13 protein-coding genes are annotated in these 21,491 nt (G+C 59.9%); 2 read left to right on the top strand and 11 right to left on the bottom strand.

Annotated features, from left to right (window positions below; genetic code table 11):
* Position 1: 1 nt before the first annotated feature.
* Positions 2-1,234 carry a CynX/NimT family MFS transporter gene (locus tag BMZ32_RS10195; RefSeq protein ID WP_090241863.1) on the bottom strand — a complete coding sequence of 411 codons (1,233 nt, stop codon included), beginning with the start codon at positions 1,232-1,234 and terminating at the stop codon, positions 2-4.
* Positions 1,227-1,685: a nucleoside deaminase gene (locus tag BMZ32_RS10190; RefSeq protein ID WP_090241862.1), complete on the bottom strand. Its 459-nt coding sequence runs from the start codon at positions 1,683-1,685 to the stop codon at positions 1,227-1,229. The genes BMZ32_RS10195 and BMZ32_RS10190 overlap by 8 nt, the downstream gene beginning before the upstream one ends.
* A gap of 108 nt (positions 1,686-1,793) precedes the next feature.
* Here BMZ32_RS10190 and BMZ32_RS10185 point away from each other — a divergent pair, with 108 nt between their 5' ends.
* Positions 1,794-2,645 (top strand): LysR family transcriptional regulator, encoded by an 852-nt coding sequence (locus BMZ32_RS10185; RefSeq protein ID WP_090241861.1) that lies wholly within the window; start codon positions 1,794-1,796, stop codon positions 2,643-2,645.
* Here the strand turns inward: BMZ32_RS10185 and BMZ32_RS10180 are convergent.
* The 5 genes from BMZ32_RS10180 to BMZ32_RS10160 form a co-directional block, all read right to left on the bottom strand.
* Positions 2,593-4,080: an efflux transporter outer membrane subunit gene (locus BMZ32_RS10180; RefSeq protein WP_090241860.1), complete on the bottom strand. Its 1,488-nt coding sequence runs from the start codon at positions 4,078-4,080 to the stop codon at positions 2,593-2,595. The two genes, BMZ32_RS10185 and BMZ32_RS10180, sit on opposite strands and share 53 nt — an antisense overlap.
* A complete protein-coding gene (locus BMZ32_RS10175; RefSeq protein WP_090241859.1) occupies positions 4,077-7,184 on the bottom strand; it encodes an efflux RND transporter permease subunit in 3,108 nt (1,035 codons plus the stop codon). Before BMZ32_RS10175 ends, BMZ32_RS10180 begins: the two co-directional genes overlap by 4 nt.
* Positions 7,181-10,279: an MdtB/MuxB family multidrug efflux RND transporter permease subunit gene (locus BMZ32_RS10170; protein ID WP_090241858.1), complete on the bottom strand. Its 3,099-nt coding sequence runs from the start codon at positions 10,277-10,279 to the stop codon at positions 7,181-7,183. The genes BMZ32_RS10175 and BMZ32_RS10170 overlap by 4 nt, the downstream gene beginning before the upstream one ends.
* A complete protein-coding gene (locus tag BMZ32_RS10165) occupies positions 10,276-11,505 on the bottom strand; it encodes an MdtA/MuxA family multidrug efflux RND transporter periplasmic adaptor subunit (RefSeq protein WP_090241857.1) in 1,230 nt (409 codons plus the stop codon). The genes BMZ32_RS10170 and BMZ32_RS10165 overlap by 4 nt, the downstream gene beginning before the upstream one ends.
* A gap of 179 nt (positions 11,506-11,684) precedes the next feature.
* Positions 11,685-12,578, bottom strand: a complete 894-nt coding sequence (locus tag BMZ32_RS10160; RefSeq protein ID WP_090241856.1) for a LysR family transcriptional regulator — start codon at positions 12,576-12,578, stop codon at positions 11,685-11,687.
* Positions 12,579-12,689: 111 nt separating this feature from the next.
* Between BMZ32_RS10160 and BMZ32_RS10155 the strand changes: the two genes are divergently transcribed.
* The gene (locus tag BMZ32_RS10155) at positions 12,690-13,685 is read left to right on the top strand and encodes an aldo/keto reductase (protein WP_090241855.1); all 996 of its coding nucleotides are present in this window, start codon (positions 12,690-12,692) and stop codon (positions 13,683-13,685) included.
* Between the two features lie 63 nt (positions 13,686-13,748).
* On the opposite strand, the gene tpx is transcribed toward BMZ32_RS10155, so the two are convergent.
* The 4 genes from tpx to BMZ32_RS10135 form a co-directional block, all read right to left on the bottom strand.
* Positions 13,749-14,249 (bottom strand): thiol peroxidase, encoded by a 501-nt coding sequence (gene tpx / locus BMZ32_RS10150; RefSeq protein WP_090241854.1) that lies wholly within the window; start codon positions 14,247-14,249, stop codon positions 13,749-13,751.
* Positions 14,250-14,390: 141 nt separating this feature from the next.
* Positions 14,391-15,734, bottom strand: coding sequence for an alanine/glycine:cation symporter family protein (locus tag BMZ32_RS10145; RefSeq protein WP_090241853.1), 1,344 nt, complete (start codon positions 15,732-15,734; stop codon positions 14,391-14,393).
* Positions 15,735-16,026: 292 nt separating this feature from the next.
* A complete protein-coding gene (locus tag BMZ32_RS10140) occupies positions 16,027-19,695 on the bottom strand; it encodes a translocation/assembly module TamB domain-containing protein (RefSeq protein WP_090241852.1) in 3,669 nt (1,222 codons plus the stop codon).
* Positions 19,692-21,419, bottom strand: a complete 1,728-nt coding sequence (locus BMZ32_RS10135; RefSeq protein ID WP_090241851.1) for an autotransporter assembly complex protein TamA — start codon at positions 21,417-21,419, stop codon at positions 19,692-19,694. The genes BMZ32_RS10140 and BMZ32_RS10135 overlap by 4 nt, the downstream gene beginning before the upstream one ends.
* Positions 21,420-21,491: the final 72 nt, after the last annotated feature.

The following is a 21,491-nucleotide window of genomic DNA, read 5'->3' as shown; positions in this document are numbered from 1 at the left end:
CTTACCCGCAAGCGGCTGTACTGGGTGGCTGCTGAGCGTTAGTGTTAATCCGCCAGTAACTGGCTGGGCTAAAGCGTTGCGTCAGTGCCAACATCAATGTGATGCAAACCACCATCAACAGCCAGGTCGCGGCAAAGCTACCGGTTAACTCGCGCAGCAAGCCGCCGACGGCAGGGGCTAAGGCATTGATCAAAAAGCCAAAGCCTTGCACAAATGCCGCCAATTGACCGGCTGCTTGAGGCGCTTGCAAGTGATCCAAGCTAAGGATCAGGCTCAGGGCAAAACAAGCGCCCAGACCGAAACCAATCAGCGCCATCCAAACCAGCGCGGCCTGTTGTGGTGCGAGTAACAAACCGGAAAAACCCAACAACTGCGACAACAGGCTAACGCTCAGCAAACCACGGCGCTCACGCATACGCTGGGCTAGCGCCGGCATGCCTAACGCGGCCAGCACCTGAAACAGCGTCATCCATGCCAGCAGCGCGCCACTGTTCTGGCTGCTCCAGCCCAAGTGCTGGTAGTAGGCCGGTAGCCAGGCTACGACAGCCATATAGCCGCAGTTGCTGAAGCCGAAATACAACGCCAGCGTCCAGGCGCGTTTATTGCGAATAAACCGGCTGAGTCGCTGATCGGCCGACAGTGCTTGCGCGGCGCGCCAAGGTGTCTGCAGCCATAGTAGTAACGCCAGTACGGCCGGCAAAGCCCAGACCGCCAAGCCCACATGCCAATCACCGAACGCACTCGCCAATCGCGGACTAAACCAAGCTGCCAGGCCGCCACCGCCCATCAGTGCAGCGGAATAGATGCCCATCGCCAGGGCCACGTGGCCGACAAACCGACGTTTGATCAAGCCCGGTACCAGCACCTGAATCAGGGCAATACCCAAGCCACCCAACAAGGCCGAGCACACCAGCAGCAGGCTATGATCGATTAGCCCGCGAACCGCACAGGCCAGCAAAATGCATAGCAAACCGAGGGCAATACCTCGGCCCTCGCCTAAGCGTGACTCGACCTGGGCACTGAGCAACGCCACCAGGCCCATGCACACCACCGGCAAGGTGGTAAGCAGGCCGGCCATCTGAAAACCCATGCCGACACTGCTGCGGATGTCATTCAGCAACGGACTGACGGAGGTCAGGCTCGGCCTTAGGTTAAGCGCCAGGATCACCAAAACGCCGACCCAGGCGCAGGTGCGCAGGCCTGGACCAGCATTGCGCGAGAGGTGACTAAGCATGCTGGGCATACCAGCGTTGATAAAGTGGAGTCATGGCGCTGTGTGCGGCATGTTCGATGCGCAGACTCTGCTGCGCCAACGGCAAGCTCAGTTGCTGGTAAACCGCGGCAGTGGACAGACCAAAAGGCTCGCCCTCGGCATTAGTAGCGGCAAACACCACCCGGCTGATGCCACACAAATGGATGGCACTCAGGCACATAGGGCACGGCTGGCCGCTGGCATAAATCACGCAGCCCTCGAGACGGTTACTGGCCAACAGCTGACTGGCCTGACGGATACACAACAACTCGGCATGCGCCGTGGGATCAAAGCCGATGTGCATCTGGTTACTGGCTTCGGTCAGCCGCTGGCCTTCGCGGACTAATACTGCGCCAAACGGTCGGCCGCCTTGCGCCACGTTGGCTTCGGCGAGGCGGATGGCGTGCTCAAGAAAATCGAGATCACTGCTCATGGCGTACTCATCATTTGGCTAACCAATAACAGGCTGATTATCCCGACCCCGCAAAGTATGCTGAAATTAAATATAAGCATGCTTACCATTTGATTCGGGAATACTTTGATGCTCGATCACCTGCTCCTGCGCAGTTTTGTTGCCGTGGCCGATTGCGGCAACTTCACCCGTGCGGCTGAGCGTTTGCACCTCACCCAGTCGACTGTCAGCCAGCAAATACGTCGCCTGGAGGACAGCCTCGGCTATCGCCTGCTCGACCGCAGCGCGCGACAGATACAGATGACCACCGAAGGCGAGCAGCTGTGCAGCTACGCGCGGCGCATTCTGGCGCTGCACGATGAGGCTGAAGACGTGCTACGCCATCAACACAGCGAGGGCGTACTGCGCCTCGGTGTTCCGGAGGATTTTGCTGCTGAGCGCTTAATTCCTTTGCTCGCCAACTTTGCTGACACCCAAACCAGTGTGCGCTTGGAGGTCAGCAGCGGGCTCAGCCCTGAGCTGTTGCGCCAGTACCGTGAAGGCCAGTTTGATGTGTTGCTGAGCAAACAGATGAACCCCGGCAGCGATTGCCTGGCTGCTTGGCCAGAGCCCTTGTGTTGGGTCGACAGCCGCCAGCGTCCGGCCGAGCAGCGGGGACCTTTACCTCTGGTGGTGTTTGCCCCCGGCGGTTTGTACCGCCAAGAAATGATCCAAGCGCTGGAGATGCAAGCGCGCAACTGGCGTATCAGCTATTCCAGTACCAGCCTGGCCAGCGTTTGTGCAGCAGTGGCAGCAGGGTTGGGTATCAGCCTGCTACCCCGTCGCGTGCTGCAGGCTGAACACCAGATTATCGACAGTCTGCCGGCTATCGAGGGCATGCACTTAACGTTGTATGCCCAACCCAACTTGGGCCAGGCCGGCAACGCCCTTAAGGAGCGGCTGTATCAACTGTGCCTGGAGCAGGCTGGTTTACCGCGTTAGGGCTTTCTTCCAACCACTGCTGTTGCTGCCAGCCGCCGCCGAGCGCGGCAATGAGCTGCACGCTTGCAGTTAAGCGGCTGCCCAGCAGGGACAGGTTGCTGCGCTCGTTATTCAGCGCCGTGGCCTGTACGTTAACCACGCTGTTGAAGTCGACAGTGCCGGCGCGGTATTGGTTTTCGATTAGGCGCAGGGATTCACGAGCGGCATCCAAGGCTTCTTGCTGCACCACTGCTTCCTGCTGCAGCACGCGCAGCTGCACCAGGTAGTCCTCCACTTCGCGGAAGCTGTCGAGCACGGACTGACGGTATTGCGCCACGGTCTGATCGTAAGCGGCCTCCGTGCGTTCCAGCTCTGCGCTGCGTGCGCCGCCATCGAACAGGGTTAGCGCCAGCTGTGGGCCAAGAGACCAGAAGCGGTTAGGCAGATCGAACCAGTCAGCAAAGCTGCTGCCACGGTAACCGCCACTGGCGGAAATAGTCAGATCTGGGTACCACGCGGCTTCAGCCACTCCGATATTAGCGTTGGCGGCGATTACCCGGCGTTCGGCGGCGGCGACATCCGGACGGCGCTCCAGCAGCTGCGACGGCAAAGCCACGGGGATTTCGGGCAGCACTGGAAGTTTCTCGCGCACGGCGATGCTGAGCTCGCTGGGCGGTACGCCGATCAAGACGGCAATCGCATGTTCGAGCTGTGCGCGCTGCCATTTCAGGTCAATCGCTTGGGCCTGGGTGCTTTTCAGCTGGGTCAATGCCTGGCTGACATCGGACTTCGGCACGATGCCGGCGTTGTACTGGTTCTGCGTGAGTTTCAACGAGCGCGCATAGGCCGCGACCGTGGCATCGAGCAAGCGCTGTTGATCATCCAGCACGCGCAATTGCAGGTAGTTCTGCACCAGCTCCGCTTGCAGGCTGAGTTTCAGTGCCGCCAGATCGGCGGCGCTGGCCTCAACACCGGCGCGACTGGACTCCAGCGAGCGGCGCAACTTACCCCAGATATCCAGCTCCCAGGCCGCATTCAAGCTCAGGTCATAGCTGTTGCTGATACCGCCCGTGCTGGTAGTTGTGCTGCTTGAACCACTACCTTGGCTGCTGCGAGTGGCTCCGGCGCTGCTTGACAGGCTCGGGTAGAACGCTGCGCGCGCGCCGCGCACCAGGGCGCGGGCCTGACGATATTGCGCCTCGCTGGCGGCGAGATTCTGGTTGGAGATATTCAACCGTTCGGCCAGGGTATTCAGCTCGGTGTCGCCATACAGCTGCCACCAGTTGCCGCGTTCCAGTGCATCGCCGGGCTTGGCCTGGGTCCAGCCTTCGATCTGTTTGAACTGCGTCGGGGCTTGCAGCTGCGGGCGTTGGTAATCCGGGCCGATGGCACAGGCACTCAGGGTCAAACTTAACGCCAGCAAGGTGGGTAAACGGTAAGCAAATAAAGCCTTCATAACGGGGTTTCCAGAGCAGCGTCGGTGCGCACGCCACGCCAACGGTTGACCCGGTGGCGCAGGCGGTCGAAGTACAGGTAGATCACCGGGGTGGTGTACAGGGTCAGCAGCTGGCTCAAGACCAACCCGCCAACGATGGTGATGCCCAGCGGCTGACGCATCTCCGCGCCCTCGGCGCTGCTGAGCATCAGCGGTAGCGCACCGAGAATCGCGGCTAGGGTGGTCATCATGATCGGACGGAAACGCAGTAGGCAGGCCTGGCGAATCGACTCCTGCGGGCTCAGGTGCTGCTGACGTTCAAGCTGCAGGGCCAGGTCGATCATCAGAATGGCGTTCTTCTTAACGATGCCGATCAGCAGGAACAATCCGAGCAGTGAGATCAGGCTGAATTCGATGCTCATCAGTTGCAGCGCAAGCAGCGCGCCGACGCCGGCCGAGGGCAAGGTGGAAAGAATGGTCAGCGGGTGGATATAACTCTCGTAGAGCACGCCGAGAACGATATACACCACCACCAACGCCAGCAGAATCATCCACGGCTGGTTCTGCTGAGTTTGCTGGAACGCCCCACCGGTACCGCCCAGCATGCCTTGCACCTCGGTCGGTAAACCGACCCGCGCAATGGCGTTGTTGATGGCTTGGGTGGCTTGATCGAGGCTAACGCCTTCGGCCAGGGCAAAGCCGATATTTTCCACGGCAAACTGGCCCTGGTGGCTGACGCGATCCTCTTCCAGGCTGCGCTCCCAGCGCGCAAAGCTGGATAACGGCACGCGCGCACCTTCTGCTGTAATCAATTGAATCTGATCAAGCGTCTCGGGATATTGGGCGAACTGCGGGTTGATCTCCATGACCACGCTGTATTGGTTAAGGCTGTCGTAAATGGTGGAAATCTGCCGCTGGCTGAAGGCGTTGTTGAGCACCGCAGTGATCATGTTCATGTCCACGCCCAGGCGTTTGGCCACATCACGGTCCACCACCAGACGAATCTGCTGCGTACCTTCAACTTCCTTCGCATCAATATCGGTCAGCTCCGGCAGTGCGCGCAGCGCTTCGCGCACCGGAGGCAGCCACTTGCGCAGCGCATCCAGATCACCGGACAGCAGCATGTATTCGTTTTCCGAGCTACGCCCTTCCCGCCCGCCGATCTGCAGATCCTGATCGGGCATCAAAAACATCCGCCCGCCTGGGACTTTTGGCACGGTCTCGCGCAGGCGGCTGATCACCGCTTGCGAGCTGATCTTGCGTTCAGTTACCGGCTTGAGGCGCACGATCATAAAGGCGTTGTTGATGCCGCCGCTGCCACCGATAAAGCCGGCCACGCTGTCCACCGCCGGATCGGCCAACACCGCGCGGCGGTAGATTTCCATTTTCGGCTGCATGACCTGAAAGGACAGGCCGTCATCACCACGGATAAAGCCGATCAATTGCCCGGTGTCCTGTTGCGGCATAAAGGTTTTCGGCACGCTGACAAACAGGAAAATATTCAGCGCGATGGTCGCCAGCAGGCTGAACAGCATCAGCAGGGAATGCTTGAGTGCCCAGTCCAAACCCCGCGCGTAAAACGCCAACACCCTCGTTTGCACAGCACCGCCCCAACGCTGCATGGCGCTGGGGCGGTGTTCGGAAGTTTCAGCTTTGAGCCAGCGCGCGCAGAGCATCGGCGTCAGCGTTAGCGACACCAACAAGGAAATCACGATGGCCACCGCCAGGGTGATGGAAAACTCGCGAAACAGCCTTTCGACAATACCGCCCATAAACAGGATCGAGATAAACACCGCAACCAAGGAGAGGTTCATCGCCAGTAAGGTAAAGCCCACCTCACGCGCACCCTTGAAGGCCGCCGCCATCGGCGTCTCCCCGGCTTCGATATGCCGCGAGATGTTCTCCAGCACCACGATGGCATCGTCCACCACCAGGCCGGTGGCGATGATCAGCGCCATCAACGACAGGTTATTCAGGGAGAAATCCAGCAAGTACATCACCGCAAAGGTGCCGACCAGCGACACTGGCACCGCCAATGCCGGAATCAGCGCCGCACGCCAACGGCCGAGGAAGGCGAACACCACCAGAATCACCAGCACCACGGCAATCAGCAGGGTCTGCTCGGCCTCATGCAGGGTCGCGGTGATCACCGGCGAGCGATCCATCGCCACTTGCAACTCGATGCTGGCGGGAATCACCGCGCGCAAAGCGGGTAACTGCTCGCGAATGCCGGCGATGGTTTCGATGATATTGGCGCCGGTCTGGCGGTTAATCACCAGCAGCACGGCCTGTTCATCATTAAAAAAACCACTGTTGTAGCGGTCCTCGACGCCATCGGTGACGGTGGCGACATCGCCCAGGCGCACCGCAGCGCCATCCTGGTAGCGAATGATCAGCGGCAGATAATCGGCGGCTTTCTCCAGTTGGTCGCTGGCCTGCACCTGCCAGTGCCGCTCTGCATCTTCCACGGCGCCTTTTGGCCGTTTGGCGTTGGCCGCACTGATGCTCTGGCGCACTTCATCCAGAGCGATGCCGTACTGATCGAGCAGGCGCGGCTCCAGGGCCACACGCACGGCGGGCAAGGAGCTGCCGCCAATCTGCACTTCACCGACGCCGCTTACCTGGGCAAGCTTCTGCGCCAAGATGGTTGAGGCCACGTCGTACAGCTGGCCTTTGTCGAGTACCTCGCTGGTCAGCGACAGCACCATAATCGGCGCTTGCGACGGGTTGACCTTGGCGTAGGTTGGCATGCTGCGCATACCGCTGGGCAACAGCTCGCGCGAGGCGTTGATCGCCGCCTGTACTTCACGGGCGGCGGCGTTGATATCTCGATCCAGATCGAACTGAATCATGATCCGCGTGCTGCCCTGGCTGCTACGGCTGTTCATCTGGCTAATGCCGGCGATGGTGCCGAGCGAGCGTTCCAACGGCGTGGCCACGCTGGAGGCCATGATCTGCGGGCTCGCGCCGGGCAGGCTGGCCTGCACGGTGATGGTGGGAAAATCCATCTGCGGCAATGGTGCTACCGGTAGCAGGCCGAAGCTGACGCCGCCGAGCAGCAGAATCGCCAGGCTCAGCAGCAAAGTTGCCACCGGCCGGCGGATAAAGGGCGCGGAGAGGTTCATCGGCTGACAACAAGCCCGGCCGCGCTACGGCCACTGATGCGCCGCGACAGACGATCAAAGTAGAGGTAAATCACCGGTGTGGTGAACAGCGTCAGCACCTGGCTGAGTAACAGCCCGCCGACCATCACCAACCCCAATGGCTGACGCAGTTCGGCCCCGGAGCCGGTGGCCAGCATCAGTGGAATCGCGCCAAATAGCGCGGCCAGGGTGGTCATCAAAATTGGCCGAAAGCGCAGCAGCGCCGCCTGGTAGATCGCCGCTTCAGGCGCCATGCCCTGGTTGCGTTCGGCGTCGAGGGCGAAGTCGATCATCATGATCGCGTTCTTCTTAACGATGCCGATCAGCAGAATGATGCCGATGATTGCAATCAGCCCTAGCTCGTTGCCGCTAATCAGCAACGCCAGCAGCGCGCCAACACCGGCCGAGGGCAAGGTGGAAAGAATGGTGATCGGATGGATATAGCTCTCGTAGAGCACCCCAAGCACGATGTACATGGTAACGATGGCCGCCAGAATCAGCAGCAAGGTGCTCGACAAGGACGCGCGGAAAGCCTCTGCCGCTCCCTGGAAGCGGCTCTGCACAGCAGCCGGAATGCCGATCTCCTGCTCGACCCGCTCGATCACCGCTACGGCCTCACCGAGCGATACACCGCTGGCCAGGTTGAACGACAGGGTTGCCGCCGGGAATTGGCCAATATGGTTGATCAGCAAGCTGGCGGCGCGCTCCTCAATCCGCGCCAGGGTCGACAGCGCGACCTGCTGGCCATCGGCGGTCTTGACGTGAATTTGCCGCAGCGCCGCCGGGCCGATGCTGCCGGCATTCTCGCTTTCCAGTACCACGCGGTACTGGCTGGCCTGGGTGTAGATGGTGGAAATTTGCCGCTGACCGAAGGCGTCGTACAGCGCGTTGTCGATGTCCGCCACACTCACACCGAGACGGCCGGCTAAGTCGCGGTCGATTTGCAAAAACACCTGTAAGCCCCGGTTTTGCAGGTCACTGGCCACGTCACGCAGCTCCGGCTGCTCGCGCAGGGCGCTGACCAGTTTGGGCACCCACGCTTCCAGCAGGCTGCTATCCGGCGATTCCATGCTGAACTGGAACTGGGTGCGGCTGACTCGATCCTCGATGGACAAATCCTGCACCGGCTGTAGGTACAGCTCGATGCCGGGAATCCGCGCCAACTCGGGACGCAGCCGTTCGATGATCTGGCTGGCGCTGACATCGCGCTCGGCCCGTGGCGTCAGGTTGATCAGCAGGCGGCCGCTATTGAGCGTCGGGTTGTCGCCGTCGACACCGATATAGGACGACAGGCTGGCCACGGCCGGGTCCTGCAAAACCACCTCGGCCAAACGCTGCTGGCGTTCGCTCATGGCCTTGAAGGAAATTGACTGCGGCGCCTCGGAAATACCCTGAATCACCCCGGTGTCCTGCACCGGGAAGAAGCCCTTGGGTACGGCCAGGTACAACACCACCGTCAGCGCCATCGTGCCAATGGCGACAAACAGCGTCAGCGGCTGATGCTTAAGCACCCAGGTCAGCCACACGCCGTAACGGGCAATCATGCCGTCGATCACCGCGCCGGCCGCGCGGTAGAAGCGCCCTTCTTCTTCGGGTTTTTCTGCCTTGAGCAGGCGTGCGCACATCATCGGCGTAAGGGTTAGCGACACCACCAGGGAAATCAGGATGGCCACCGCCAGAGTGATGGCGAATTCGCGGAAGAGCCGGCCGACCACATCGGCCATAAACAGCAGTGGAATCAGCACGGCGATCAGCGAGATGGTCAAAGAGACCAGGGTAAAGCCGATTTGCTTAGCACCTTTAAGCGCGGCATTCAGCGGGGTTTCGCCCTCCTCCAGATGCCGCGCGATGTTCTCCAGCATGACGATGGCATCGTCCACCACAAAGCCGGTGGCAATGGTCAGCGCCATCAGCGTCAGGTTATTGATGGTGAAGCCGGCCAGGTACATCACGCCGAAGGTGCCAATCAAAGACAGCGGCACGACAATGGATGGAATGAGAGTCGCCGAAACCTTGCGCAAAAACAGGAAGGTCACCAATACCACCAGGGCGATGGCCAGCAGCAGCTCATGCTGCACGCCCTTGACTGCGGCGCGGATGGTCTCGGTGCGGTCGGTCAGCACACTGACCTCGACGCTGGCCGGCAAACTCTGGGTTAGGTTGGGCAACAGCGTCTGGATACGGTCGACCACATCGATCACGTTGGCCCCGGGCTGGCGCTGTACGTTGACCAGTACCGCTTCGTTGCGATTGGCCCAGGCGGCCAGGCGCTGGTTTTCCGCACCGTCGATGATGCTGGCAACATCCTTCAGGCGCAGGGTGGCGCCGTCCTTGTAGGCGAGGATCAGTTCGCGGTATTCGTCGACGGATTTCAGCTGGTCGTTGGCGTCCAATTGCGACACCCGGGTTGGGCCGTCGAAGTTGCCTTTGGGCTGGTTGACGTTGCTGGCGGTAATCAGCGTGCGTACATCACTGAGGTTCAAACCATAGGAAGCCAGCGCTTCAGGATTGACCCGCAACCGCACCGCCGGCCGCTGGCCACCCGCGAGAGTAACCAGACCGACGCCGCTGGTTTGCGCGAGTTTTTGCGCGAGACGAGTGTCCACCAGATCGAACACTTCTGGCAGAGGCAGGGTGTTCGAGCGGATGGCCAGTGTCAGTATCGGGGTGTCGGCTGGGTTGACCTTGTTGTACACCGGCGGCGCTGGCAGATCACTGGGCAACAAATTGCTCGCGCCATTGATCGCCGCCTGCACTTCCTGCTCGGCGACATCCAGCTTCACTTCAAGGTTGAAGCGCAGGGTAATCACCGAGGCGCCGCCTGAGCTGGTCGAGGACATTTGTTTCAGTCCGGCCATCTGGCCGAACTGGCGCTCCAGTGGCGCGGTGACGGCGCTGGTCATCACGTCCGGGCTAGCCCCTGGATACAAGGTCAGCACGCGGATGGTCGGGTAATCCACTTCCGGCAACGCCGAGACCGGCAGCAGCCGATAAGCGATCAGGCCGCTCAAGAAGATCGCCAACATGATCAGCGTAGTGGCGACCGGGCGCAGGATAAACAGGCGGGAGGCGTTCATTCGGCGCGCGGCGCTCGTTTGCGCTCAGCTGTGGTCGGCTCGGTCTCAGTAGCGGCGGGTTTGTCGCTGATCACCTCGACCTTATTACCCGAGCGCAGGCGATCGGTGCCTTCCTGCACCAGGCGATCACCCGGCTTGAGGCCCTGCTCAACCACCGTGACCACGCCATCGCTGGCGCCAATGCTGATGGGCGTCAGTTGAACCTTATCGTCTGCGTCTACCACATAGGCGAAGGTGCCAGTGGCGCCGAATTGCAGCGCTGCCGAGGGCATTAACGTGACCTCCTGCAAGGTCTTCACCCTGAGGCGCACGTTGACGAACTGATTGGGAAACAGCAGCTCTTCGGCGTTGGCGAAACGCGCCTTGAGCTTGATCGTGCCGGTGGCTGTATCGATCAGGTTGTCGACGCTCTCCAGCTCGCCTTCTGCCAGTTTTAGTTTTTCACTGCGGTCCCACGCCTCGACGGTGAGGGTTTCTCCGCCGCGCAATTGTTGCACCACCGCCGGTAATTCGGCCTCCGGCAGGGTAAACATCACGGCTATTGGCAAGGTTTGCGTGATGACCACCAGTGGCAGCGCATCGCCGGAGCTGAGCAAATTGCCCACATCGGCCTGGCGAATGCCTAAACGACCGCTGATGGGCGCACGCACCTGGGTGAAATCGAGGTTCAAGCGCGCCGTGGCTACATCAGCCTGCAAGCTCTTGAGCCCACCGCGGTATTGGTTAACCAAGGCTTCCTGAGTATCGAGGGTTTGCTTGGCAATCGAGTCTTCGTCATACAGCCCGCGGTAACGTTTTAGGTCCAACTCGGCATTGCGCAGCTGCGCCTGGCGCTCTTGCAGTGCGCCCTGTGCCTGCTGCAGAGCGATCTCATAAGGGCGCGGGTCAATCACCGCGAGCAGCTCACCCGCCTTGACCTGCTGGCCATCCTTAAACAGCAGCTTGACCAATTGGCCATCAACCCGGCCGCGCACATTCACCGTGTTGTAGGCCGTGACCGTGCCTAGGGCTTTGAGCTCAACCGGGAAATCACCCTGGCTAACCCTGGCCACGCGCACCGGGACCGGCCCCATATCGCCAAAACGGCCTCGACCGGCTTCCGGCGTTTGTGCCGGGCTCGGCCAGAACCACCAGAGCAGCAGGCTCAGCGCCGCGAGCGCGAGCAGGCCGATCAGCCATTGGCGTGACAGGTTGCGGGGACGGTTGATGAGCTGTGTATCAGGCATGGCGACTATCACTTCCTTAGGGAGGCTGAACGATATTCACTATCAGTCACTCTGCAAAGGCTCTTTACCGCCTATTTACCTTTCTCTTACGTAACTAAATGTCTGGTCCATAAATGAAAACGCTCACTCGACAGCGTCATGGATGCGCAGGCAGGTTGCAGGTCAATGATTCAGCTGGTTTAAACCACGGAAAACAGTTCGCTCAACCAATCAATAAAGACCCTCACCCTCGGCGAGAGTTGACGATGAGGTGGATAAAGCGCTGTAAGCGGCAAGTCTGGTGGAGGCAATGCAGCGAGTACCTCGTGCAAAAGCCCCTGCTCTACCTGCTTGCGTACGTGATAGTAGGGAACTTGGATAATTCCCAACCCGGCCTCACACGCGGCCACATAAGCTTCAGCACTGCTGGTGCTGATGCGGGCCGGCAGTGACACCTGCACCAGCGCCCCATCGACCATAAATTCCAGGGCAAAACAACGCTCTGTAAGGGCTGAGAAAAAATTTACCGCATGGTGCTGCTGCAGCTCAGCCAAGCTACTAGGCATGCCGTTTCTCTGCAGGTAGTCCGCGTTGGCACAGGTGATTTGCCGCAAGTTGGCAATCGGTCGAGCGGCTAAACGGGTGTCATACACCTCGCCTGCGCGCAGTACACAATCGATCCCTTCGCGAATCAGGTCTACAGGGCGATCATTGGCTCCCAGCATCAGTTCAAGCTGTGGGTAGCGCTGAACGAAATCAGCCAGCGCTGGCACTATCACGCGCTGGGCCAATGAGGCGGGTAGATCAATACGCAGTTTGCCGTGGGGGTTATTGCCGCCGCCAGCAAACGCCCCTTCAAGTTCATCAAGTTCTGCGAGCAAGACTACACAGCGCTGGTAGTAGGCCTGACCATCCAGTGTCGGGCTGACATGACGCGTCGTGCGATGCAGTAAAGCCGCACCTAGGTGGGCTTCTAACTGTTTGATCAACTGCGTCACGGATGCTCGCGGTAGCGCGAGGCTATCGGCTGCTTTCCCGAAAGCCTGCAATTCAACAATCCGAGTGAACACTCGCATGGCTAACAATCGATCCATGAACCACCTGATTGTTTAGATTATTTAAATAGTGAAAGGCCTTTTAGCCTGTTTATTCGTCTTTATTCAAGCTGCAAGCTGGTTGTTCTTTTTACACACGAGGACATTTCCATGAAAAACCGTTTGCTTGGCCGCAATGGCCCTCAGCTTTCTGCCATTGGTTTGGGCTGCATGGGCATGAGTGAGTTTTATCTGGGTAACGTCGATGAGGCAGAGTCGATTGCCACCTTGCATCGGGCTCTGGAACTGGGCCTGAACTTCTTCGACACAGCCGATGCGTATGGCCCACACAGTAATGAGCAGTTACTGGGGCGCGCGCTGGAGGGCAAGCGTCAGGATGCTTTTATTGCGACTAAATTTGGCTTGCTGCGTGACCCTGCTGATCCGCAAAAGCGCGGTGTCAGCGGCCGCCCCGAGTACATCAGGCAGGCGATTGTCGGCAGCCTAGAGCGCCTGAATACCGAGTATGTCGACCTGTATTACCAACATCGCATCGACCCCAGCGTACCGATTGAAGACAGCGTCGGTGCCATGGCAGAGCTCGTGCAACAGGGAAAGGTGCGTTATCTCGGCTTGAGTGAAGTGGCCGCAGAAACACTGGAGCGCGCTCATCGCGTGCACCCGATCAGTGCGGTGCAGAGTGAGTATTCACTCTGGACGCGAGACCCAGAGCAGAATGAGGTGCTCGCCACCTGCCGTCGTTTGGGGATTGCCTTCGTGCCTTATAGCCCCTTGGGTCGGGGCTTTCTCACCGGTGCGTTTAAAAGCCCGGAGGATTTTGCTGCTGACGACTATCGGCGTTTTAGCCCACGGTTCCAGGGTGAAAATTTCACGCGCAACCTGCAATTGGTGAAACAGGTGGAAGCCCTCGCCGCCGACAAAGGTGTCAAAGCGTCGCAACTGGCACTGGCCTGGGTATTGGCTCAGGGTGATGATCTGCTGCCCATTCCAGGTACCAAACAGCGGCGTTATCTAGAGGAAAACATCGCGGCATTGGAGATCAGTTTGAGCCCGGACGAACTCGCAGCAATCAGTGCGATTTTCCCTCCACAGGCGGCGGCGGGTGAACGCTATTCACCTGAGTCAATGGCCATGCTGACCCAGTAACCCAGGTTATTTGCGCCATAAAAAAAGCGGCCGGTAGGCCGCTTTTTTTATAACGTTATGCTTTTACTTGAGCACAGCCATGGCTGCGTCGTAGTTCGGCTCGTCGGCGATTTCGCTAACCAGCTCGCTGTGCAGCACCTTGTCATTTTCATCCAGTACCACAACCGCGCGGGCAGCCACACCCACCAGCGGGCCACTGGCGATGGCCACACCGTAGTTGGCCAGGAAGTCAGCACCACGCATGGTCGATAGGTTGACTACATTCTCCAGGCCTTCGGCGCCGCAGAAACGTGCCTGAGCAAACGGCAGGTCGGTGGAAATGCACAGCACCACAGTGTTGCTCAGCTTGCTGGCACTGGCGTTGAATGCGCGTACCGAGGTGGCGCAGGTCGGGGTGTCAACGCTTGGGAAAATATTCAGAACTTTACGCTTGCCGGCCAAGCTGGCCAGGCTGACATCACTCAGATCACCGGCAACCAGGCTGAACGCCGGTGCTTGTTGACCAATCTGTGGCAGTTGACCGGTGACTTCAACCGGGGAACCTTTAAGGGTGACTTGTGCCATGGGAACGATCCTTTTCAGCAAAATTAGAGAGGGTTAATCAGTAAGGGCGCGAACCTGCCTAATGGCAAGCCCGCGCCCTCACGAAGACGGTAGGCAAAGCTGAGCAGTGAGTCAGACTACCTTGCTCGCCCAACCGATACATCAATTTTTTGCGAAGTAATCCTTGGTCAGTTTGACCACGATCGGGCTCAGTAACAGCAGTGACAGCAAGTTAGGAATCGCCATCAAACCGTTGAGGGTATCGGCCACCAGCCAGGCGAAATCCAGCTGGGCAATCGCGCCAAACGGCACTGCCACCACCCAGAGAATACGGAACGGCAGGATCGCCTTGGTGCCAACCATGTATTCCCAGCACTTTTCGCCGAAGTAGCTCCAGCCGAGAATAGTGGTAAAAGCAAACACCACCAAGGCGATAGTCAGGATGTAGCCGCCCACGCCAGGCATGGCCGACTCAAAGGCTGCGGCCGACAAGGCTGCACCGCTAACACCGCTGGTCCACACACCAGAGGTGATGATCGCTAGGCCAGTCATCGAGCAGATGATGATGGTGTCGATAAAAGTCCCGAGCATGCCGATCATCCCCGAGCGAACTGGGCTGTTGGTGGTACCGGCCGCCTGCGCGATACCAGCAGTACCCAAACCTGCTTCGTTGGAGAAGATACCGCGCGCCACACCGAAGCGGATCGCCGCCATCACTGCCGCACCGGCAAAACCACCGGTCGCAGCGGCAGGGCTAAAGGCATAGGTGAAGATCATTTCAAAGGCTGCCGGGATTTCCGAGGCATTAACCACCAGCACCACCATGGCGGCGATGATGTAGGCCACGCACATAAACGGTACCAGGGTCGCAGCGACCTTACCGATGCGCTTGATACCGCCCAGGATCACCATGCCAACAAAGATCATGGTGACGACACCGGTGACCCACAGGGGCACGTTGAAGGTGGTTTGCAGGGCCGCCGCCATACTGTTGACCTGCACCATGTTGCCGATGCCGAAACCGGCGAAACCGCCGAAGATGGCGAACGCAGTGCCCAACCACAGCCACTTTTTGCCCAGACCGTTCTTGATCGCGTACATCGGCCCGCCGACGTGATCGCCGAGCTTATCTTTCTCACGGTAATGCACTGCCAGCACCACTTCGCAGTACTTGGTGGCCATGCCGACCAGTGCGGTGCACCACATCCAGAACAGTGCGCCTGGGCCGCCCAAGAAGATGGCGGTGGCCACACCGGCGATATTACCGGTACCGACGGTAGCCGCCAGGCAGGTCATCAGTGCTTGGAAGGGGCTGATTTCGCCACTTTCCTCATCGCCTTTCTTGCGGCCTTGCCACATCAGTTTGAAGCCAGCGCCAATCTTGCTCAGCGGCATAAACTTCAGACGCAGCATGAGGAACAGACCGGTGCCGAGAATCAGCACCAGCATGGGTGGGCCCCAGACCACGCCATTGAGTTGATTAACCAGGGTGTTGACGAATTCCATGCTCATTTCCTTATTGTTTTAGTGAACGCGAGGTGGGTACCCATCGCTTGTCCGATAGCCGGGTAGGCAACGCTGTAAAGTAGAACGCAAGCCGGGTTGGCGCGCCTGCAAACAGTCGATCGGGCTATACCGGTCAGCACAACGGCTGCCAGTGCTCAGCGGCAGCCAGTATATGGAGACTGTGATAGTGATTTTCACCGTTTAGACTTAAACGCTCAGACGTTTTAAGTGCGGGGGGTAATTTAAACGCGAATTAACTGGCTTAATCCAGCGTTTGCCCGCAGAAACGGCGCTAAAAATCGCGGCGATAGAACAGATCGAGGGAGCTGGCCAGTCCGCTGGCAGCCTCGAGATAGAGCTTGCGGCTCAGCTCATAGCGCAAGGCGATGGTATTGGCCGGTTCAAACACCCCGACGCCGTAGCGCAGGCTCAGGCGCTCAGACAAGTTACCGCTAGCGACCACGCTGGTGGTCACCCCGGAACCCTGGGTATCAAGCTGGAAATCGCTGATCCCCAAACCTTGCGCCAGGCTGTTGACCAGGGGCGCACTGCCGGCCATGCCAAGGGCCAGTGCTGCCTGGGCGAGCATATTATTGTCACCACCGCCCTGCCCCAGCGGACGGCCCATAACCAAATAGGACAGCGCATGCTCCTGACTCATCGCCGGCTCAGAAAACACCACAGTGGTCGGTTGCGCCGCATTACCGCTGAGGCGCAGGCCCGCGGTGACATCATCAACCTGGCGTATGGCCTCGATATCGAGAAACGGCTGGTCGATAGGGCCGGCGAACAGCAAGCGCGCACGGCGCACATTCAGGCGCTGACCATAGGCGCGGAAACGCCCTTTATTCAGGCTCAACTCACCGCGCGTGTTCAAGTCATTGCCGATATGCACGCGGCCTTTCAGCTCGGCATTCAGGCCAAAACCACTGAAGGTCAGGCGTTCCTGACCAACGTCGACATCAATATCCATGGCAATCGCCGTGGCCTGCTGCTGCGCACGGTCACGTCCCAGCACATGCGCATCGCTGGAAATCTGTACCGTTGAGGGCGGCAGCTCGCGGATCTCAATCTTGCCGCTGGGAATCAGCACCTTGCCAGCCACCGACAATTGCTCATCGCGCAAGCTCAAACGCAGGTCTGGCTCAACCTCCAGCGTCGCATAAGGCTCAACCGCTACCGGCAGACGGCTGCCCCGCAGTTGCATATCTGCTGCCAAACCAGCCGCCCAGCTCAGTTCGCCATTGAGGCTGCCCTGGCCCTGTTCGCCACTGCGCCAATCACCGTCCAGCAGTAACCGTTCGCCCTCAATGCGGGCCTGCAGTTGCAGCTGCTCGATGTTCATGGGCAGTTCGCCACCAGCGATTTCGCCATTGCTGACGCGCAGGTTGCCGTTGATCTGCGGCGCTAACAGCTCACCGGAGAGCGTGCCCGCTCCATTCAGCTGCCCGGCGATACGCTCAACCATTGGCACAAAGGGCCGAACCAGCGTCAAGTCCAGGCCGTTGAGGCGGAAACTGCCAGACAGCGGCTTGCGCGCCGGACGCGGATCAAGCATGGCATCCAGGGCCAGCTCGCCAATGGCTGGGCCACGCAATAGCAACGAACTGTCGATGCGTTGCGCTCGTATCTGGGTATTCAGACGCAGGCTGTCATAGGCAAACTCCAGCCACTGCTGCTGATCGCGGACACGCCAGATGCCGCTGCCGGCATCCAATTCCAGGCGTCCATTCGGACCGCTGGCTGGCAGCTCAAGCTGCAGCTGGCCATTGAGTTGCCCTTGCCAGGTGAAATCCTTGGGTAACCAGGGCGCCAGGCTATCCATAGGCAAGTTGCTGAGCTGAACGCTTAACTTAGGCTCCGGCAACAGGCGCTGCTCACCGCCGCACAGGCTGGCGTTGCCCGAGCGCCAGCAATGCGCGCCGAGGCTAAGCTGGCCGCTGGCCAGGCGCACCAATGAAGCCGGCTGTTGCAGGCGCCAGTCTTGACCACCACTTTGCACCTGGCCGCGACTGAGGCTGCCGCGCCAGTTGCCCTTGTCCAGCTTGCCGGCCAACGCCAGCTGGCTTTGCACTAACGGGCCTTGCAGTTGCAGCTCTAGGCTTTGCTGGTGCTGATCGCCATTGGCTGTCGCATCGAGGCGGCCCAGTTCAGTGTCGCCAAGCTGAATGCCCAAGGCCTGCAGGGTTAACTGGCCGCGCTGGGCACTGTTCAGGCCCGCATCGAGGGTGAGCTGTTGCAGGCGCTGGTTGTCATAGGCCAAACGCTGACCTTGCAGCTGCAATTGGCCTTGAGGCGCTTGCAGGTTGCCTGTCAGATCCAACTGACCGCTGAGCTGGCCCTGCAAACCAGGCCAGAGTTGCCCCAACTTCGGCAGCGCCACTAAAAGCTTACCGCTCAATTGTTGCTGCAACGCCAGCTGGCCACTAATACGGTTGTCACCCAGGCGCACATCCAGGGCACTCAGCTCGCCCTGCTCCAGGCCACCGGCAAACGTCGCCAGCAATTTGGCCGGCTGCCCACGCAGGCGACCCTTGAGATCGACATCGGCGTTGAGTGTGAGCTGCCCATTGAGCACGTTGCCGGCGCTGTTCACAGGACCGGCCAGGTTGCCCGGCAGCTCGGCCAGCCAATAGGCGGGGTCAAACTCGCTCAGCAGCAAACGTACATCCCAGCTCAGTTGCTCGGCAAAACCCAAGCTGACCTGACCGTCGGCGCGGCCCTGCCCGGCCTGCAGGCGCAGTTCGGGGAGATACAGATGCTGCAGGTCACCACTCAGCGGGCTTTGCAGGCTAAACGCGCCCGCAGGGCCATCTAATTCGGCGGCGAAATGCCCCAGATAATTGCCATCCTGATAGGCCAGCTCACCATTCAACGTGCGCAGCGCCACGGGCGGCGCCTCGCTCAGCGGATAAAGGCGCTGCCAGGGGAAGTTCTGCCATTTGAAGCGGCTGTCCAGGCTCAGGCCCTGCTGCCAGTTCAGCTCGCCGCTGAGCTGTACCTGCTGCTCAGGGCTGGCAGTCAGGCTGAGGTTACTGACAGCCGCACCGTCAGCCTTGACCACACCCGCCAGCGCCAAAGCCACAGGCCCTTCGGCGGCCGGCAAGTTGGCACTGCCGATAACCTGATAACCCGTCTGCAAATCGCCTTGGGCCGTCAACTCAAGCTGCTCAAGACTCAGGCTGTCCGGCAGCTCAGCGCTGGCCTTAAAGGCTGCGACCTGCACGCGCAGCTGTGCAGGCAGGTGTTCTGCCAAAGGTTGCAGCCAGCCGCTTAATTCGCCCTGCAGGTAACCGCTGCTGCTCGCCGTTAGTTGCAGCCGCTCGCGCAACTCACCGCTGAGCTCAAGCGTTACAGGCCAGGCTTGCTGCTCAGGCGCCGGCAACTGCAGTTGCCCGCTGAGCTGCAAGGGCCAGTTACCCGTGGTGTGCACCTGCCCTTGTAGCACCAGGTCGAGGTCAGCGGCGTGCAGGCTGAGGTTATCGAGTTGAATACCCTGCGGCGTCCAGTGCGCAGCCAACTGCAAAGCCCGTAGCTGTTCGATGCCGTTGAGCTGCAGGCTGTCGATCTGCACATCACCCAGCTGCAACGCCAGGGGCAGGCTGAGGTTTGGCAGGCTGAATGGCTTGCTGCTGGCCTGCTCATCTGCGGGAAATTCCAAGCTGATCGGCCCGCTGTGCAGCTGCTCGATACATAGCGTCAGGCGCAGCAGGCAGGCAGGCGACCAAGCCAGGTTCGGCGAGATCAGCTTCACGCTGTTTTGCCCCTGCTGCCAGCGTAGGTTTGCCGCACTCCAGCGCCCCGCCAAGCGGCCGTTAAACCCCTCTACCTGTAACCCCGGCACCTGCGCCAGCAACCAGCGGCTGCCGCCCTGCGTACCCAGCAGCAGGCTCAGACCGCTGCACACAACAAGCAGCGCCCCGAGTAAGCCGTAAAGGCCATAGCGCAGCCGGCGCGTCACAGTTCCGGGCCCATGGAAAAGTGCAGACGGATGCCACCTTGATCATCCAGCGGGTGCGCCAAGTCGAGACGCAACGGGCCGAGTGGTGACACCCAACGCACGCCAACGCCCACGGCGCTTTTCAACGATGGAATCTGCAGTGATTCAAAGGTATTGCCCTGATCGATAAAAGTCGCAAGCCGCCAGCGCTCAGTCAGGCTGTATTGGTATTCCACGCTGCTGGTAAACAGGTAGCGGCCGCCCACCTTGTCACCTTGGTTATTTTCCGGTGACAGGCTCTGGTAGTCATAACCGCGCACGCTCTGGTCGCCACCGGCGAAGAAACGCAGCGACGGCGGCACCCGAGCAAAGCCATTGGACTCCGTACCGCCCACTTGCACCCGACCCAGCAAGCGGTGACGTTTGAATACGGTTGTCAGCCCTTTAAGCTGAACATTGCCGTGCAGCACATTGGCGTCGGACAACAACCCCTTGGCGGCCCCAGCCAGATCCAGCTGCAGGCGATAACCGTGATTCGGGTCGATCTGATTGTCACTCTGCAGGTAGGCGTAGCTGATGCCGGGCATTAACAGCGTGCTGGTACCAGCGTCGTCACCCAGATCGTATTGTTCGTGTCGCCACTTGAGCGACACCACCCGCTGCCAACCGCTATCGAGTTTGCTGTGCCATTCCGGGCCGAAAGTCAGCAGACGGCTGTTGCTGTCAGTGTCGGCCAGCTCTTCTGCCTGATAGCCCCCGGCCACCCGCAATTTATCGGTCAGCGGTGGGTCAAGCGGTATGTCGTACCACAGGCCGACATTCTGCCGCGGGGCCGACAGCTCGAACTCCGCGCCATAACTGTGTCCCTGCGGGTTGGCCCAATGCCGGGTCCAGTTACCTTTACCGCGCGGGCCGACATCGGTAGAAAACCCAACACCCAACCCCATGCTGCGCGGTTTACGCACCTGCAGCTGAACCTCGACCGGGATCTGCTCGGCCGCCGCGCTGCTCGGATTGGCATCCACCTGCACCGATTCAAAATAACCACTGGAACGCAGCGCCTGATACAACTTGGCAATCAGCGCAGAGTCATAGGGGCTATCAGCGGGGAACGGCACCATGCGTTGCAACAGCTGTTCATCGAAGGGTGCATCACCGAGAAAACGCACTGCACCGAGCTGGTAGCGGGGGCCACTGACATAGATCAGCTCGATATCGGCAACCCCGGCATCTGGATCGATGGTCAGGCGTTGCTGACTGAAACGCCCGGCAAAAAAACCATAGCGTGAGGCCTGGTTCTGGATGTCCCGCTTGGCTGAATCGTAACGCCCGTGATTGAGCTGTGCGCCGCTGCGTAGCTGCGGGTCTTGGGGGGTGCGGAAGGCACGCAGTTGCGCCGCAGGGCCGTCGATGCGCACCACCACATCACCCAGGCGGACCGGTTCGCCAGGTTTGACACTCAAGGTCAGGCGCGACGTCTTGCCTTCGCTTACCTCGGTAGTGATTTGCGCATGGTAGTAGCCCAAGGCTTGGGCGGCTTTTTCCGCCTGACCCTCGGCCACCCGACGATAGCGCTGTAGCGCCTCGGCATCACGCTCACCGAGGCTACCGATATGACCTTCGATATTGTTTTTTAGCGCGCTATTGGCGGGCTCTACCCGCACGCGCAGCTCGGCCTCAGCTAAGACCGTGGCACTCAGCAGTAGCAGGCAAAGCCCGGCGAGAAAATTGAGGAAAACTGACATGAGAAGATGCTAGCACGAGCCAGTGGTCGATTTAGCACAGGGACATTTAGGTTAGAAACGACTCGGTGAGCA

The sequence above is a fragment of the Pseudomonas guineae genome (genome assembly GCF_900113745.1).
Taxonomy (GTDB): Bacteria; Pseudomonadota; Gammaproteobacteria; order Pseudomonadales; family Pseudomonadaceae; genus Aquipseudomonas; species Aquipseudomonas guineae.
Note: the sequence above shows the minus strand (reverse complement) of the source record. Positions and strands in the feature narration are given on the sequence as shown.

Excerpts from the sequence above, each read along its gene's own strand:
- BMZ32_RS10180 (WP_090241860.1), bottom strand. The coding sequence starts at position 4,080 with ATGAAGGCTTTATTTGCTTACCGTTTACCCACCTTGCTGGCGTTAAGT.
- BMZ32_RS10170 (WP_090241858.1), bottom strand. The coding sequence starts at position 10,279 with ATGAACGCCTCCCGCCTGTTTATCCTGCGCCCGGTCGCCACTACGCTG.
- BMZ32_RS10155 (WP_090241855.1), top strand. The coding sequence starts at position 12,690 with ATGAAAAACCGTTTGCTTGGCCGCAATGGCCCTCAGCTTTCTGCCATT.
- BMZ32_RS10195 (WP_090241863.1), bottom strand. The coding sequence starts at position 1,234 with ATGCTTAGTCACCTCTCGCGCAATGCTGGTCCAGGCCTGCGCACCTGC.
- BMZ32_RS10160 (WP_090241856.1), bottom strand. The coding sequence starts at position 12,578 with ATGGATCGATTGTTAGCCATGCGAGTGTTCACTCGGATTGTTGAATTG.
- BMZ32_RS10190 (WP_090241862.1), bottom strand. The coding sequence starts at position 1,685 with ATGAGCAGTGATCTCGATTTTCTTGAGCACGCCATCCGCCTCGCCGAA.
- BMZ32_RS10165 (WP_090241857.1), bottom strand. The coding sequence starts at position 11,505 with ATGCCTGATACACAGCTCATCAACCGTCCCCGCAACCTGTCACGCCAA.
- BMZ32_RS10185 (WP_090241861.1), top strand. The coding sequence starts at position 1,794 with ATGCTCGATCACCTGCTCCTGCGCAGTTTTGTTGCCGTGGCCGATTGC.
- BMZ32_RS10135 (WP_090241851.1), bottom strand. The coding sequence starts at position 21,419 with ATGTCAGTTTTCCTCAATTTTCTCGCCGGGCTTTGCCTGCTACTGCTG.
- BMZ32_RS10145 (WP_090241853.1), bottom strand. The coding sequence starts at position 15,734 with ATGGAATTCGTCAACACCCTGGTTAATCAACTCAATGGCGTGGTCTGG.
- tpx (WP_090241854.1), bottom strand. The coding sequence starts at position 14,249 with ATGGCACAAGTCACCCTTAAAGGTTCCCCGGTTGAAGTCACCGGTCAA.
- BMZ32_RS10175 (WP_090241859.1), bottom strand. The coding sequence starts at position 7,184 with ATGAACCTCTCCGCGCCCTTTATCCGCCGGCCGGTGGCAACTTTGCTG.